Genomic DNA, 17,335 nt, shown 5'->3' on the forward strand with positions numbered 1-17,335 from the left:
ACCAAATAACTTTGTATTAGAACGGATAACCTATCGCCAGGTTAAATACGCCATCTTTCAGTTTCGGCATTTTGTAACGCTCACCTGCCGGCATCCAAGGCTTCACTAATGGGAAGCCAAAATCTGTACGCAGCACCAGGATGGATGCATCGAAACGCAAACCAAAGCCCGCATCAACGGCAAGCTGGCTCAGGAAATTCTTGCTGAACGTACCCTCTTCCAGGTTTGGCTGGGAATGATAATTCCAAACGTTACCGGCATCTACAAACAGCGCACCGCGCACAATGCTGAACAGCTTTGGTCGGTATTCTACGTTAGCCTCCAGTTTAATATCACCAGATGCGTCGGGAATGAAATCAGCATTGTTTTTCACAAACTTCTTTGGATCAATGACACCTGGCCCGACTGCCCTGGCCCTGAAACCTCTTAAACTGTTTGCCCCCCCAATAAAGAATTGCTGGCTGTAAGGCAATATGTAAGTGCCTGCCATGGGTACGCCCACGCCTGCGAGTACACGAGCGGCAATAACACTGTTCGGCCCGGTTTTGTGGAAGAAACGGATCTCATTCTCCAGTTTCACGTACTGATCGACATTATTGATCAAACCTGCCAAGCCCGTTGATAAACTTACCCGGCCGCTATAGAAAAAGGAGTTGGTCCGATAATCTTCCGTGGTATTATCATAAGTATAACGATAACTTGGGCCAATGGTAAACTGGCGGTCGATCACGTGCCTTAACGTTGGGTTACCGGTACTATCAATACTATCGCGGTAGAGTTTAGTAACTCTTGCGGGATTTACTAAGGTGAAATCAATCAGGTGTAGTTCGTGGCTTCGGTGCTGGTTTTGCTTCCAGTTGTAGAACCATGATGCGTTGTAGCTATTCAGGTTATATAACTGCGAGCGGTTAACGATAGAATATCCAGCAGTTAAGTTGGTGTGCGGAATGAAAGCATTGTCCGACTTGAAGTTCCATGGACTGATAAACCGCGGCCATGAAATGGTTAGCTGTCCGCCGATCTGGTTCAGTGCGTAACCACCATTGCCTGCTGCAATCTGCCCGTCTGTACTGGCAAAAGCAGTAACCGTTAACAATTCTGCCCCCTTAAAAGCATTGCGATGCCGCCAGTTGATATTTACCTGCGTACCGTTGTAGTTTGCAGAAGTGGTACGGAAAAGCGTTTCAAACTGCAGCGCCTTGCGGGCGTAAGGTGTCAGTTGGTAAAAGACGTTCAGCTTGGGCGAATCCGCAGATACATCCTCAAACCGGTTCTTTACAAATTTATACGGCCCAAGTTCAATAAAACGGTTGAGCGATTTATTGTGATCTGTACGATTGTATACTTCTCCCGGATGCAGTAGCACCGTATTTTTAAAGGCAAACGGCCGGATGGTATGCCTTGGATCGATAACCTTGTACCAACGGTATTGAACGGCAGAATCCAGCTTCAGCGAAGTATCTCGTAAACTATAGTTGGGGTAAACGTAGATATCATTGATGGTATAGATCCTTCGTGCTTTATTAGGCGTTGCATCCTTCACCTTCACAAAAACATCTACCTGATGGCCTTGAACCGTACTGTCTATCCGCATGATCAGGTCTTCGGGTGCGAAATAATAAAAGCCCTTTTCCTTCAAACGGGCGTCAATCCGAATACGCTCATTTTTGATTACATCCAGGTTGTACTTATCTCCCACTTTCAGCAAACTTTCTTTTGCGGTACCGGCAACAGCAGTATCCAGGTTATCCTTGCCGTCGGGGAAAAGAACCCTCCTTATTTTATAGCCCGGCCCGGTGGTGGCGGTATATACCGCTTTGGCTGTACGGCCTTTGCTAACGGTGTCGCCAGTTACAACCGCCTGAAAGTAGCTGACATTCTGTAAACGGTTAGTTAGAATTGCACTGTTTTTGTTCACATCAACCGCGCTCACTAAAACCGGGGGTTCGCCCTTCTCGTGCAGCCAATGCCTGAAACCTTTGGTCTTGTTGGTTTGGGTGATATTCCAGAGGTACAACTTCGGGCGCAAGCCCAGGAAACTGCCGTTAGGTTTTGGGCGCAGTAAGCCTTCCAGGTCGGCCTTTAGGGCTTTCTTATCGCTTTTACTTAAATCTTTATCTACAACATTTACCTGGCCGCCGGTATATAACTTCTCTCCTTTGGGCAAGTATTTGGTATTGCTGCAAGCACTTATAAAAACTGAAAGTAGTAGTAAATATTTATACTTATTGGTCATAGGTTTAGTTTCCTGAGTGGGCATCTTCTTCCGTATGGTCACCGGCTTTAATTTTATCGTCGGCAGGTTGTTTCATATCTTCCGCCTGTTTCTGTTCTTTTTTCTCCTGTTTTTCTTCTTTTTTGTACTGACGGTGCAATTCACGCTCGCGCTTAGTAGTTTTAGAGAAGATCTGCTTAAAGCGGTTATACTCCACGCTTAGTGTAAAGCCCACACCGGTTTCAATCACTTGCCCCTGCAGCACGATGTACTGGTCGCGGCGATAAGCTCGGAGCATGTACCTACCATCTTTACTCAGCTTGTAATTCACGTTGATGTTACCGGCAATATTGGTCGACTTCTGCCCCGGCTGGTTCTGCCCTTCCAGGTTGAAGTTATTACCAACGGTAACCGTCAGCCGGTCATTCAGGAATTGCTTGGAAAGCCCCACGTTCAGATCCGTACGGTTCTGTTCCGTGCCTGTTGAGTAGTCTGCGCCGGATGTCAGGTCAAAGCTGAGGTTCACTCCCGCGATCAGGTCGCCAGCCAGTTTGTTCAACTGATCGGATAACAGGCTGCTTACACTGTTCCTTACAGCACCTTCTACTCCGGCATTGCCACCTTGACTTTGTAAAGGATTATCGCCGATGAAGTGGCCCAATACCAGCACGCCCAGTACCTGTTTATTCATCTCGTTCGGGTCCTGGCGTATCTGCGCCAACCGTGTATTTACAGTAGAGATCACAGTGGGTGAAACTGTGTAGTTGCTATCTGGCAGTACGATATCAAACCCAATCTGTGGCGTCATCAACTGATTGGTTAGGCTTAGGTTAACATTGAACGGCAGCTTTTGCTTCAGCATCACGTTCTGTGCGTCAGGCCCTGCAGTTTGATTATTAACCAAATCGATCGGCGGCACATTAGCCACATATACCGCAGTAAGGTTGATGTTAGCACTTGTCGGGTCGCCTGTCCAGGTAATGGTACTACCCGGCTTGAAATTAAATTTACGCGTAACGGTAGCATAAGATAGTGTGTACGAACCCTCTGTAACCGTATAAGTACCCGTCAGGTTGATCTTTCCGCTTGGATCGATACCTGCCTGTAAACTTGCGCCACCTTTAATGTGTACCACATCGCCGTTACGCTCATCAATCACAATATTGAAATTCGCGTTCTTGTTGATGTTTAAGGTCATGTTCACATCCATGCCGGTCACTTCAGACTTGCGTAAAGAATCCAGTTGCCTGGCCAGCAAGATAGAATCTGCTTTCGGTGCATCCTGATCAATAAATTCTACTACCCCCTTTCGATCTTCCACACTTGGGTCGGCCGTCGGCAGCACAATGGTCAGGTCTGTATTATCATTAACAGATAAGCTGCCATCTACAATTGGTTTCACCATATCACCACGAATGCGGATGCGGGTATCGATATAAAGCTTACCGTAATAGAGTTTGTTATTTGCACGGGTTGAATTGATAGCTCTGAAGTTTTTGGCGTTGATGTCCATTCCGAATTTGTAATTCCGGTAATCTGTGGTGTAAACCGCGCCGGTAATCACCGCTTTGTTTCCTGTGGAATCTATCAGCGAAAAATCATTAAAGTGGATGCCATCATTAGTAAAGGCAATACTTTCATTCGGCATCCGGAAGTACGAGTTCAGCATGGATACGTTAAACCCAACCTGGTTAAAACGCACATCCCCCCTAACGGCCGGTGCATCCATGGTGCCTGTTACCTTTAACTGGCCGGTGATATTACCAGTCGACTCTCTGATCCCTCCATAGGTAAAGCCCTCAATGCTCTTCATATTCAGCGTGACGATGTTGAGCGTCATATCAAACCTGCTTTCGGGCGTGGTGTAATAAATCCCTTCTAAATTTACCTGGTTACCCCTGCCTGTAATCGCCACATTAGCAGCATAGGCATTAGCAGTCTGGTTATTTACTTTAAGCGCAATATTTCCTACAGTATCTCCCCGGAAACTGAAATCGCTGATGTTGAGGTTTGAAGTAAATGTAGGCGTCTTTTGCAGGTTAGTTAGCACTGCGTTACCATTAATCACACCTGCAGCGAGCGCGGTATCTTGCTGTGCCATGCGGGTGAGGGTCTCTATCCTGAAATTCGTAAAAGCCACGGTAATCGGTGCATTAGCCTGTTGCGGGTTGCTGTTTACACTCAGGATCTGGTTGGCGTTAGAGATGGTAAAGTCGCGCGCCAGTATCCCGTTCTTGCCGTATTGCAACGCGTTGTTCGGGTTTACGGCCCAGGCCGCATAATCAAGCAATAAGCCATTTTGCAGGAAGCTGAACTGGTAGCCGCCATTCATCACACTGAAGATACCTGCCACCCGGAAGCGTTCCTTCTTCGCCGCGTCCCTCACCTGCAGGCTCAGGTTAAGTTTATTGTTCTGCGCGTTACCGGTAAGGCTGGTGTATAGCAAATTAAGCGATTGCCCCGCTTTGATCTGGTCTACCGTAAAGCTGTAATTCAATGCGTTATTCCCTGTGTTGATATTCAGCCTGGCATTGTTGATACTATTGGTACCATATACCACTTTCGGAATAGAGCCATTAACCAGTATCTGCCCGCTGGTACTGTTGAAACTTCCGGTGATCAATACCGGATCGAGTTGCTTCAGGTCCGGCGCGAACTGTTTCAGCAGCGGCGTTTGCACCAGGTGGATATCAAAGCTGAACTGTTGCGGCGAATATTTAGGTTTCACCTTCCCCGTAGCAAGGCTGGTATTGTAGTATTTATCAATCTGATCCTGTAGTGCGGTAGCTACCTCGGTAAGCTTGTACTTACCTCCCATGTGCGCACTGAACATCGGTGTCTTTAAGCGAAGGGCGCTACTGTCGGCGTTAGCTGTTGAGATGAGACTGATGCTGTCCATCTTGATTCGCTGTCCTTTGTTCACCAGCACCATATCGTTCAAGAACACCTTTGCATTTAGATAGTCAGGGTCTGCAGTAGGTACATCAGCGATCAACCTGCCATGGAAACGCATTTCGTCCTGTGTAAAATGCAGGTTCTTTAGATTGATGCTATCAATATCCAGGTTAGCTTTAACCGAAGGGTATTTTTTATTCATGGAAGCCTTCGCATCCAGCTTGAAGCTGATGTTCGGATCTTTCATAGTCGCGATAGCCGTATAATTGCCGTTGGCTGCGCTGCCCCGTGCTATCAAGTTCCGGTACGTATAACCCTTTACATAAGCACTCGCTACGCGGGTATTAAACTTTACGTTTAACGTTTTCGGATCGGCGCCGTAACCGTCAACCGTTGCATCCATCGTGACGCGCCCTACCATCTGCGGCTGTTTGGTAAGTACGCCCACATTCAGGTTGTTCACTTTAACGTTTGCATTGTAAGCAATACGCTTCATGTCTGTAGCGTTACGCACCCTGCCGTGAATATCTGCCGCCCCAAGGTTTGTCCGCAGATTCATCCGCGCGGTTAAATCGCGCATACTCCCCTTTAACGTGCCCTTAAGATCCATGCTTTCAGGGATGGTTACGGTGTTAGGAATGGTTCCGGCCGGAACCAATTTTAAAATATCGCTGCGCGTGGTATTGAAGTCGCCGATGTTTACATCAAAGTAGGCTTTATTTACATCAGGCAATCCGCGGAGCGTCGCCGAGGCCAGGATGCGTGTATTGGAAAGGCCGCGAATTTCCAGTCCTTGTATCCGCATGTTATTTACCTGGCCGGTCATGCGGCCGTCTATGCGAAAATACGAATTAGGGTAATGGCGGAAAGGCTCCATCGAGGCCATTGTCGGCATCACCAGTAATACATCTTTCAACCCCAACCGGCTGCCATCCAAATTGGCATTGATGGTTAGTTTGCTGATATCTTTACTGATACTCTCGATAGAAGGATAAGCCACCTGCACCTGTTTTTGCAATACGGTATTCGGCGTTTCCAGGTAAAGATCGTTAAGGTAAGCATTCTTAGGCCCGTAGAAGAACGAGGTATGAAACTCTTTTAAAGCAAGGCCGCTCTTGTCTGTAAAGGTAAAGTTATTGATACGGCCTGATGTACTATCGCCGGTGTAACGCAGGTTTTCAATATCCGTGTTCAGGTTGCGGATATCCATATGCGCATAGTCCAACCCACGCTTTAACGGGTTTTGTGCATTGTTATCAAACTTGATGTTATCATTCGCAAGGCTGATCTTATTTACTGCGACCGACCATGGTTTGGTAGATGCAGCAGGCTTCATCAGTGTATCTACTTTTTTAGCGGTCTTTTCTACCGCCTTAGCCACTGTTTGAGGTTTAGCTAATGCAAGGGCTGCCTTGGTATCGTTCAACTGGACGTTGTTGATCACGATCTGTTGTTTCTTCAGGTCCAGCTTATCAAACTCTACCATAAATTTCCCCAAGTCGACGTTTGATTTCATTTCCTGCGTATGGTAGTTCACCTTGATCCGGTTAACATCGATCGTACCCAGGTCAAGGCTAAGATTCATCGGGCGGGTAGTGGTATCGATGGTAGCCGCCTGCGCAATTGCAGAGCCTGTAGGCGTTTGGATAATGGTGGCGTTTACATCATTTAAGGTAATCTTCGGAATGGCAAATGCCATTTTATCCAAGTCGAACTTTTTTACCCGGGTATCAAAATGGCCTAGCAGGAAACGTACGTTGTTACCGGTAGTTAAGTCGTTATACTTGATATTGATCCGGTCCAGAATCACCTTATCCAGCGAGAACTTCATGGTAGAAGTAGTATCCTCTGGTTTGGGTTCTTTCTTTTGTTCGCCAGTAAACGCCTTGATGATATAATCGAAGTTAAACACGCTATCGCGGTCGCGGTAAACGTTGGCAGTAATGCCTTTCAGGTTAATTTCGTTGATCTCCAGCTTATGGTCCAGCAGTTTCAGCATGCTGATATCCACTTTTAACTGCTCGCCCGCAATAAGGGTATCGCGTTTCTGGTCTTCGAAGTAAACATCCTCGAGCACCAGCAGTTTGGGCAGCCCCAGGGTGATATGACCAATGGCTACTTTGGTATGGATTTTTCCCTGTAAATAATTTACGGCTTTATCTTTTGCGAAGTTTTGTACGGCAGGTACCTGTATCAAAATAAATACAAGCAATACCAAGAAAATAACACTCGCAATAATCCAAAGCAGGGTTTTTATAGCAATACGTCCGAATCGTTCCAAGTTAATGTATATTCAAAAGGTGGAAGTGTGATGTTACGGTAATATTACAAATAGTATGCAAAAGTTGTTTTGTAACGAGGTAATTGATGCTGGGCGGGCGTAAATGTTCTTAAACTATTTAAGTCACTCTTGGAAAGAAGACGTAAAAGATTTTTCATTGTTTAATATATTGCAAGATGCAATACAACTTTTTCACATATATCCTTACTAATTATAACAGGACCGTATTGTATACCGGTGTCACAAACGATCTACCTAGACGACTATACGAGCACTATTTTGGATTAGATAAAAGAGAGAATTTTACAAAAAAGTACAAGTGCTTCTATCTGGTATGGTTTGAAAGGCATCAGTTTATTACTCACGCAATCGAACGTGAGAAAGAAATCAAAGGATGGAAACGCGATAAGAAAGACGATTTAATTGCACGATCTAATCCAGAATGGAAATTTTTAAATCAAGATTTCTCAGAATGGCCTCCAATTGAACAATGTGGATAGATTATCCACCAGTTAGCTTAAATACAGATTCTTCACTGCGTTCAGAATGACAAACTTAGTTGGGAATAATTCCTAGAACTCCTGCGCCGTTCTGATTGAAATGAAGAATCTGCCAGGTGTTCTTTTGCATTAGTCTTGGCCTAAAAAATAGATTCTTTACATCTTTCAGGATAACACAATTTGATTATTTTTTCTTAAATTCAAGATGTCATCCTGAGCTATGCGAAGGATCTATCAGTTAGCTTGATTACAAATTCTTTATGCGTTCAGCATGACAACCTTAAAACAAGTCCAATTCAGATTGTTTAAAAATACTGACCTTTCTTAAACGCAACGCCACTTACATTTTTACTAAATTTGTAACTCTCGTAAAGGATTAGTTATGCCGGATTTCTCGCACTTACACGTACACACCCAGTTTTCTTTGCTCGATGGCGCCGCCGATATCAGCAAGCTGTATAAAAAAGCAGCAGCCGATGGTATGAAGGCCCTGGCTATTACCGACCACGGTAATATGTTTGGAGTGTTTAAGTTTGTGGCCGAGGCCGGTAAGCATAACGTAAAACCTATCGTCGGCTGCGAGTTTTACGTGGTGGAAGACCGCCATAAAAAGCAGTTCACCAAAGAGAAAAAAGACGTCCGTCATCACCAGCTGTTCCTGGCCAAGAATGCCGAAGGTTACCGTAACCTCATTAAGCTTTGTTCGCTGGGTTACATGGAGGGGCTGTACAGTAAATGGCCGCGTATTGATAAGGAACTGATCCTGAAATATCATAAGGGCCTGATCGCTACCAGCTGTTGTATCGGTGCATCTGTACCACAAGCTATTTTAAGAAAAAGCGAGGCCGAAGCCGAAGAAGAGTTTAAATGGTGGCTAGATCTTTTCGGCGAAGATTATTACGTCGAGCTGCAGCGCCACGATATCCCGGAGCAGTTAAAGATCAACGAAGTATTGCTGCGTTTCGCTAAAAAGCATAACGTTAAGGTGATCTGCTCTAACGATTCGCACTATGTGGATCAGCAGGATGCCAACGCCCACGACATTTTACTATGCGTGAACACCGGCGATATGCAGAGCACCCCTATCGCTACCGATGAGGAAGGTGGTAAGGGTTTCCGCTTCGGTTTCCCTAACGATCAGTTCTACTTTAAAACCCAGGCTGAAATGGGCAAGCTGTTCCACGATATTCCGGAATCGCTTGATAATACCAATGAGATCGTAGACAAGGTAGATGTACTGAAGCTGAAGCGTGATATTATGCTGCCCAACTTCCCCATCCCTCCGGAATTCAAGATCCACACCGGTGCCGAGGCTGACAACCTGAACCAGTGGGAATACCTGAAGCACCTTACTTTTACCGGTGCCAAGGAACGCTACAAGGAAATTAGCCCGGATGTAGAGGAACGCCTGAACTTTGAGCTGTTCACCATCAAAACCATGGGTTTTGCGGGTTACTTCCTCATCGTGGCCGACTTTATCAAGGCTGGCCGTGATATCGGGGTATTCATCGGGCCGGGCCGTGGATCGGCGGCGGGTTCGGCAGTGGCCTACTGTATCGGCATCACCAATATCGACCCAATTAAATACAACTTGCTGTTCGAAAGGTTCCTGAACCCCGACCGTAAGTCGATGCCCGATATTGATACGGACTTTGACGATGAAGGTCGGCAGAAGGTGATCGACTATGTGGTAGATAAATACGGCAAGAACCAGGTGGCGCAGATCATCACCTATGGTTCTATGGCGGCCCGTACCAGTATCCAGGACGTGGGCCGGGTATTGGATATGCCGCTTTCGGATGTAAACGCCCTGAAAAAGCTGGTACCAGAAACGCTTGGTATTACCTTGAAACAGGCTATTGCAGACGTACCCGAACTACAGGACATCTACAAAAGCAATGATATCAAAGGCATAGTACTTCGTGAGGCAGAAAAGCTGGAAGGCTCTGTCCGCAATACCGGTGTACACGCTGCGGGAATCATTATCGCACCGGACGACCTGACGAATATTGTACCCGTCGCCACCGCAAAGGACTCTGACCTGTTAGTAACCCAGTACGACGGCCGTGTGATTGAGGACGCGGGCGTAATCAAGATGGACTTTTTGGGTTTAAAAACCCTAACCATTATTAAGGGCGCCCTGAACATGATCAAAAAGAACCACGGAGTGGAAATCGATATTGATTACATTCCGCTGAATGACCAGAAAACATACGAGCTTTACCAACGCGGCGATACCAACGGTACATTCCAGTTTGAAAGTGATGGTATGCAAATGTACCTGCGCGACCTAAAGCCGGACAGGTTTGAGGATCTGATTGCCATGAACGCCCTTTACCGCCCGGGCCCGATAGAGTACATCCCCAACTTCATCAAGCGTAAGCACGGTCTGGAACCTGTTACCTATGACCTTCCGGACATGGAAGAATACCTTGGCGAAACCTATGGTATTACTGTTTACCAGGAACAGGTGATGCTTCTATCGCAAAAACTGGCAGGGTTTAGTAAAGGCGATGCCGACGTGCTGCGTAAGGCCATGGGTAAAAAGCAGATAGAGGTACTGAACAAAATGGAAGCCCAGTTTATGGAGGGCGCCATGGCGAAAGGTCACCCGAAAGACGTATTGACCAAGGTGTGGAACGACTGGAAAGCTTTCGCGCAATACGCCTTCAATAAATCGCATTCTACCTGTTACGCTTTTGTGGCTTATCAAACGGCTTACCTGAAAGCCCACTACCCTGGCGAGTACATGGCTTCGGTATTGAACAACCAGAACAGCATCGACAAGATTTCGTTCTTTATGGACGAATGCCGCCGCATGGGTATTGAAGTGCTTGGCCCGGACGTAAACGAAAGCGTGATGGCTTTTACACCTAACGGCAAGGGCAGTATCCGTTTTGGCTTATCAGGCGTGAAAGGTGTAGGCGAAAAGGCGGTAGAAAGCATCATTGAAGAACGTAATGCCAATGGCCCGTATACTTCGGTTTTTGATTTTGCAAAGCGTTCTAATGTCCGTGCCGTAAACAAAAAATCATACGAAAACCTCATCTATGCCGGTGCTTTTGATAGCATGGGTTTAAAGCGTGCGCAATTCTTTGCCAAAACAGAGAATGGTGTACTAAACGGTATTGAACGCCTGATCAAATTTGCGAACGATTATCAGAATAACGAAAGCAGCTCACAGGTGTCGCTGTTTGGTTCCGCCGGTGTCTCTGCTGCTATCCCCGAACCTGCTATGCCCGAGTGCGAGGAATGGGCGTTGATAGAGAAACTGAAATACGAGAAGGATGTGATTGGTATTTACCTGACTGGTCACCCGTTGGATAATTATAAGTTCGAGATCAGCCGTTTTTGTAATAGTTCGGTAAGTGATTTGAAGCTGATGCAAAAAGCACGCTCTGGCGAGGGTGGCGATGATACTGCCGCTGCTTTTGCCAACCTACGCAAGAAGGGAGAATTATGTGTGGGCGGCTTGATGAGCAATGTACAGCACAAAACCACCAAGACTGGTCGGCCTTTCGGCACGTTTGTGTTAGAAGACTACAACGAGTCGTACGAGTTCGCTTTATTCGGTGACGATTATATCAAATTCCGCAACCTATTAGGTGAAGGCTTTTTTGTGCAGATACGGGGTAATATTGAAGAGAAGTTCCGCCAGAAAGACAACTGGGATCTGCGGATTACAGCCATTTCGCTCCTCTCCGAACTACGCGACAAATTGACCAAATCATTGACAGTGCACATCGACCTGCATCACCTGAACGAGCAGTTGCTGCAGGGCCTGGATGAAGCGTTTAAAAAGAACAGCGAAAAATATCCCGCCCGAAATTGTCAGCTGAAGTTCTTGGTGAAAGATGATGAAGGTTACCTAGTGCAAATGCCGTCAAAATCCATCCGCGTTAACCCAAGTGATGATCTGCTGGAAGAAATCCAAACATTGACTAATGCGATGCCTGCGCTGGCGTAGAGGATTGGCGGCAAGAGAAGAGAGTAGAGCGGGCTTCGCACGCTGTTGGCGAATCGCAATGACGGAAAATTGTAATAGTTTATTTGTCACGCGCGTCCGATGGCATTATCTCGCAAAAGTGTTACCAATATTGTGATTCCGAGAGTAACGAGGAATCTTCATTAATATACAAATCGAAGAAGATTCTGATCCGCCAGTCTGCGGAGAAGAATGACAGTTTTTAGTCGAGGTCTTCCGGTAAATCTTGATTCCTGGCAATACACGCGTTCCCGCTGATTGTCAGCCCTAATCCATGTTTTACAGGTAATGAAACGATCGATCGCGATAGCCCTTATGTTTGTAGAAATTTAAGACAAAAACATGGACCTGCAACTGAAAAACAAAACCGCGCTCATCAGCGGTTCAACCGCCGGCATTGGCTATGCTATTGCAAAACAACTGGCTAAAGAAGGCGCAAGCGTAATTATTACCGGCCGCACCCAGCAACGTGTGGATAAAGCCGTAGAAGAAATAAAAGCCGATACCGGGAATAGCAATGTAAAGGGCATCCCGGTAGACTTTGCGGTAAAAGAGCAAATAGACGGCCTAATACAACAACTGCCCGATGTGGACATCCTGATCAACAACGTGGCTATTTTCGAGCCCAAAGCCTTTAAAGATATCAGCGATGAAGACTGGCTGCGCTTTTACGAACTGAACGTACTGAGCGGCATCAGGTTATCCCGTGCTTACTTCGACAAGATGCTGCAAAAGAACTGGGGACGAATTATTTTTATCTCCAGCGAGTCGGCGATACAGATCCCTGAAGAAATGATCCATTACGGCATGACCAAGACTGCACAGATTGCCGTAGCACGTGGCCTCGCCGAGTTAACTAAAGGGACAGATGTAACAGTAAATACCGTACTGCCGGGCCCAACCATGTCTGAAGGTGTGGGCGGCTTTATCGAAAACCTGGCGAAAGACCAGAATAAAACGGTCGAAGCGGTAGAGCAGGACTTTTTCAAACACATGCGGCCGACTTCATTGATTCAACGCTTCTTAACAGTTGAAGAAATTGCTAACACCGTAACTTATTTAAGCAGTCCGCTGGCTTCCGCCACTAACGGCGCGGCTATCCGCGCAGAAGGCGGCTTGTTAAAAGGGGCTTTTTAATTAGTGCTTTAAATACTTAAATACCAGTCGGCCGGGAATAAAATATTTTAACCCGGTTGATTGGTATATATGTGAATTTTACCGTGGCCCAGCTCTTTCTCTTCCTGAAAGCTTAACCCCAGCCTGTTAAGTAAGGCAATAGATTTTCCGTTTTCCGGCATCACGGTAGCGAGGATGATTTTATTTCCATCCGCTTTAACCATATCTAACACCGCCGACACTGCTTCAAAAGCGTACCCTTGGCCTGAATATTCGGGTATTAGGGCAAACCCGATGTCCGGATGATCAAGGTATTCCCGCTTGATAAAGGAGATAATCCCAATCGGCTTAGCATCATCCAATAAACGGATCACCCAATAATACAGATCAGCCGTGCTTATGATCTTGTCTACATAAGCAATCGCATCCTGGTCTGAATGTACATTTCTGTCACCAATAAACTTTAGCCATCCGGGGGTATTTACCAGTTGACGCATAAAGCGGTGGTCGTCAAAAGTTATAAGGTTTAACTTCAGCCGGTTGGTGGTAATTGAACTTTCCAAGTTGAGATTTATCGGTTATTTAACAAAATTATACGCCTTTGATCTTATCAATTATTCCTGTAGGATCGTCCACCGTAGTTAAAATACGATGATAATACCTGCTTTTGCCATAAAGCTTATCTACTTGCACGGGTTCTTTAAATGTAACGGATAAGTTGATACTGCTTTTTATCAATCCCCCTCTTAAACAGTTTTCGTCAGTAATCATATCACTATTCACTATTTGTATTTCCTGTACATTTTCAATACCTGTTACCGCACGCCAGCGAATACCAATACGAAGCATTAATTGATCTTCCAATATCATGACTGGTCTTTTCACCACGGCAGAAATATCTGCTACCATTAAAAACAGGCTATAACCACTTAGAAGACTTACCCACAAAGCAATTACCGGATGATGCTGCATTAACAACAGGTGCAACCCAACCATTTCAATGATAGCTACAAAAAGTATAACCGAAAATAAACCGATGTATCCTGATTCTTTATAAACGCTGAAAGACAAATAGCGCACTTGCGATTTTCTCTCCCGTCGCATAGCAAAAATACTGTAACGCAAAACAGCAAGTTCTGCGGCAAGCAGCTTCACCGGTCTTAAATGGCCCAATACTTCAACCATACTTTCCTGCAGATGATAGGCGGAATCCGGGAATAAGGCTTGCTTCGATTGATAAATCGCCCTTATCCGCCTGATCTTTGCTATAGCATAAACAACAAAACCAAGCTCGACTAGACTGATCAAATGCCGGAGTTGAACTATGTAGCTTTGTTGCCGGGGTGGCAATATCAACCATGCCATTAAACAACAAATGCTAATCACCAATAGCACACCTGTTTTCCTGAGCTTAAAGGGCTTAATCATCAACAGGTAGTAAGCCAGGGGAAAGCTGATCACCATATCTGCCAGCAAAGCATCGGCCATCATATTTTGCTTGGTTACCGGTAGCCTATACAGTATAAACAATCCGAAGACTAAAATCCCGGCACCTAAACCCGTCAGGTATAACGCATTCCTGTAAAAGCGTGGGGATAGTGATAACGTCGGCATAAAGTACTTTTTTGAGGTAAGTTATGGGTAAAAGATGAATAATAGCATACAAATGCGATATTTGTTCGCTATTTAATACCCGATGTTAATCAGACTCGCTACCACCGCTGATATTACACCTATTTTAAAGGTTATTGCCAAGGTTGTTCCGCTGATGAACGCACAAGGTAATTATCAATGGGACAATAGCTATCCAAACAGCCAGGTTTTTGAAAATGACATCGAAGCCGGGCATCTATGGGTAGCAGAACTGGACGGAGAAATTGTAGGCGTTTCTGCCATTACCACAGACCAGGAACCCGAATATCAACAGGTAGGCTGGGACATTACCGAACCGGCTATCGTGACGCATAGGCTCGCCGTCGATCCGGACGCGCAGGGCAAAGGTGTTGCTAAAGCACTGATGCAGCAAGCAGAAGCGGTTGCCGTAGAAAAAGGCATCAGCGTTTTACGTGTAGATACCAACACGCAGAATAAAGCAACACAAGCCTTGTTCCCTAAACTGGGATATATATTATCGGGCGAAATAGGCTTGGGCTTCCGCCCGGGGTTAAAGTTTCTCTGTTACGAAAAACGCCTGCATCATTAATTGTGATTATGAAAAAAATAAACGACAGTAACGCGCGTACTTACACTCTTTTACTTATTGCCGTCACCTTTGTATTGCGCTTACTGGTTGCAGCCTATACCGGTTTAGGTATTGGCGAATCTTACTATTTCCGTGGTGCGCTTAAACTGGACTTGAGCTATTTTGACCAACCGCCACTTTTTTTCTGGCTGGGCGGTATCAGTATTAAACTGCTTGGACTGACTACATTAGGGTTGCGCTTTCCGTCCGTACTGTTATTTGCAGGTACCAGTTGGCTACTGTTCCTGGTTACCCGGCTAATGTTCAACTCCCGTGCAGGGTTTTGGGCAGTTTTGATCATGAACCTTAGCGCCGTGTTCACTATACCTATTGCCTGCTGGTTCCAGCCGGACGCGCCGCTGATGTTTTTCTGGTTGTTAAGTACGTATTTTATTGTTCAGCTACTTTTCAACAAAAAAGCCGATGGCTCAATTGCAAACCGCAGCAGCAGCCAAGTATACCTGATGTGGTTGTTAATCGGTGTCAGCATGGGGCTGGATATCCTTAGCAAATACCACGTGCTGTTTCTTTTCGTAGGGGTATTTCTATTCATCATCACCAATAAAGATCAGCGACATTGGCTTACACATCCCGGCCCCTATATCGCCGTGGTAATTTCCCTGGCCATGTCTTTCCCGGTTCTTTGGTGGAACTATAACAACCACTGGGTATCTTTTGTATTCCAGGGATCAAGGGCCGGAAATAAGGGACATTTTTCACTTCACCCAGAATGGTTTTTACGCAGCATTTTAGGGCAGGCCATTTGGCTGTTACCATGGATATGGGTACCGGTAATGGGCCAACTGATTAAAAGCATCAAGCTGCGGAACCAGTCCAAAGAGTTCAGCTTCTTAATGTGGACGTCCGTTCTGACGATCATTTTCTTCACTACGGTAACCCTCTGGAGCGATTTGCAATATCACTTTCACTGGCAGGCGCCAGGCTACATGATGCTGTTTATGCCTCTGGGGTTTGCCATTGATACTGCGTTAAGTAACCATGCAAATTCAGCATATAACCGTACGCGCCGATGGGTTTCTTTCACCACCTGGTTTACCGTTATTATTGTTTTTGCGGTCAACCTTCACCAGATTACCGGTTTCTGGCAGGCATATGGGCCAAAATGGATCGTTCAACAATTTGGTGGGAAGAGCGACCCTACCATGCAGGGACAGGATTATAACGACATAGAAACGCTTTTTGAACAAAAGGGCTGGATGAATAATCCTAAAGTTTTTACCGGAAGCACGCGCTGGTGGTTAACCGGTAAAGTAGACTGGGCGCTTAAAGGCAAAAAACCGATCATCGTTTTTGATGAAGACCCACGCAACCTGGCTTTCCTGGTAGATCCGCGTATGTTAACCGGCAGTGATGCCGTTATTTTCGGACAGGAACACCAGGCAAGTATCCCGGTTAACGTAGCACCGTTTTTTGATAATGTACAACAACTGCCCGATGTAATCATCCACCGTAACGGACGGGACGAACTGCACCTGCAGGTGTATTATTGCAAAAACTTCCACATCAGCAAGCAGCCCCATCCGGAGTTTCCGGTTTACCGGCAGTTAGAAGGCAAACCGCCGTTTGGGAAGTAATCAGGCACTGGTCATTGATCATTCGTCATTAATTAATTCTAGTAAACCCTGCAAGCAATGACTAATGTTCAATGACTAATAATTTAAATCTTACTCATCATCTTCCTCCTCTTTAGAGAAAAAGCCTTCCTGCAGATCGTCTATTTCACGGCGGTCGCGTTTAGTTGGCCGGCCGGCACCGCGGTCGCGGCGGAGTAGTGGCGAATGAAACATGGATTGAAAACCCGGCCGTTGTTCTACCGGTGTCTGGTCTTCATAAAACAGTACCGCAGTTTTGGCATCGGTTCGGTTTTCCAACAAGCCGGTTACTTTAACTACCTTACGTTCAATCCCTTTAGATATATGATACACCTCTCCTACTTTCACCTCGTGCGCAGCCTTTATGTTCTGCCCGTCTAACTTCACACGACCGGCTTTGCAGGCTTCTGTAGCCATGGTACGGGTTTTAAAAATGCGGATAGCCCACAAATATTTATCTATACGTAGCTTTTCTTTTTCAGGCATGG

10 protein-coding genes are annotated in these 17,335 nt (G+C 45.9%); 5 read left to right on the forward strand and 5 right to left on the reverse strand.

Translation table 11 applies throughout. The annotated features are described in order from the left end of the window. Positions 1 to 16: 16 nt before the first annotated feature. Together tamL and MUY27_RS10815 are read right to left on the reverse strand one after the other, a co-directional pair. A complete protein-coding gene (gene tamL, locus MUY27_RS10810) occupies positions 17 to 2,236 on the reverse strand; it encodes a translocation and assembly module lipoprotein TamL (RefSeq protein ID WP_245130037.1) in 2,220 nt (739 codons plus the stop codon). 4 nt (positions 2,237 to 2,240) lie between these two features. After that, positions 2,241 to 7,391, reverse strand: a complete 5,151-nt coding sequence (locus MUY27_RS10815) for a translocation/assembly module TamB domain-containing protein (protein ID WP_245130038.1) — start codon at positions 7,389 to 7,391, stop codon at positions 2,241 to 2,243. 176 nt (positions 7,392 to 7,567) lie between these two features. Between MUY27_RS10815 and MUY27_RS10820 the strand changes: the two genes are divergently transcribed. From MUY27_RS10820 to MUY27_RS10830, 3 genes are all read left to right on the forward strand, one after another. Then, complete coding sequence (locus MUY27_RS10820; protein ID WP_245130039.1) at positions 7,568 to 7,891, forward strand: GIY-YIG nuclease family protein; 324 nt, start codon at positions 7,568 to 7,570, stop codon at positions 7,889 to 7,891. Positions 7,892 to 8,273: 382 nt separating this feature from the next. Next, positions 8,274 to 11,858, forward strand: a complete 3,585-nt coding sequence (gene dnaE / locus MUY27_RS10825) for a DNA polymerase III subunit alpha (RefSeq protein ID WP_245130040.1) — start codon at positions 8,274 to 8,276, stop codon at positions 11,856 to 11,858. A gap of 360 nt (positions 11,859 to 12,218) precedes the next feature. Beyond that, a complete protein-coding gene (locus tag MUY27_RS10830; RefSeq protein ID WP_245130041.1) occupies positions 12,219 to 13,013 on the forward strand; it encodes an SDR family NAD(P)-dependent oxidoreductase in 795 nt (264 codons plus the stop codon). A gap of 47 nt (positions 13,014 to 13,060) precedes the next feature. Here the strand turns inward: MUY27_RS10830 and MUY27_RS10835 are convergent, their stop codons facing one another. Both MUY27_RS10835 and MUY27_RS10840 read right to left on the reverse strand, forming a co-directional pair. Then, entirely contained in the window at positions 13,061 to 13,555 is a 495-nt protein-coding gene (locus MUY27_RS10835; RefSeq protein WP_245130042.1) for a GNAT family N-acetyltransferase, read from the reverse strand. Positions 13,556 to 13,583: 28 nt separating this feature from the next. Further along, the gene (locus MUY27_RS10840) at positions 13,584 to 14,606 is read right to left on the reverse strand and encodes a hypothetical protein (RefSeq protein ID WP_245130043.1); all 1,023 of its coding nucleotides are present in this window, start codon (positions 14,604 to 14,606) and stop codon (positions 13,584 to 13,586) included. Positions 14,607 to 14,688: 82 nt separating this feature from the next. On the opposite strand from MUY27_RS10840, the gene MUY27_RS10845 reads away from it, so the two are divergent. Both MUY27_RS10845 and MUY27_RS10850 read left to right on the forward strand, forming a co-directional pair. Next, positions 14,689 to 15,195 carry a GNAT family N-acetyltransferase gene (locus MUY27_RS10845; protein ID WP_245130044.1) on the forward strand — a complete coding sequence of 169 codons (507 nt, stop codon included), beginning with the start codon at positions 14,689 to 14,691 and terminating at the stop codon, positions 15,193 to 15,195. 8 nt (positions 15,196 to 15,203) lie between these two features. Next, a complete protein-coding gene (locus MUY27_RS10850; RefSeq protein ID WP_245130045.1) occupies positions 15,204 to 16,829 on the forward strand; it encodes an ArnT family glycosyltransferase in 1,626 nt (541 codons plus the stop codon). Between the two features lie 90 nt (positions 16,830 to 16,919). Here the strand turns inward: MUY27_RS10850 and MUY27_RS10855 are convergent, their stop codons facing one another. Then, the gene (locus MUY27_RS10855; RefSeq protein ID WP_245130046.1) at positions 16,920 to 17,333 is read right to left on the reverse strand and encodes an RNA-binding S4 domain-containing protein; all 414 of its coding nucleotides are present in this window, start codon (positions 17,331 to 17,333) and stop codon (positions 16,920 to 16,922) included. Positions 17,334 to 17,335 lie beyond the last annotated feature (2 nt).

Source organism: Mucilaginibacter straminoryzae (genome assembly GCF_022953055.1).
In the GTDB taxonomy this organism is placed as follows: domain Bacteria; phylum Bacteroidota; class Bacteroidia; order Sphingobacteriales; family Sphingobacteriaceae; genus Mucilaginibacter; species Mucilaginibacter straminoryzae.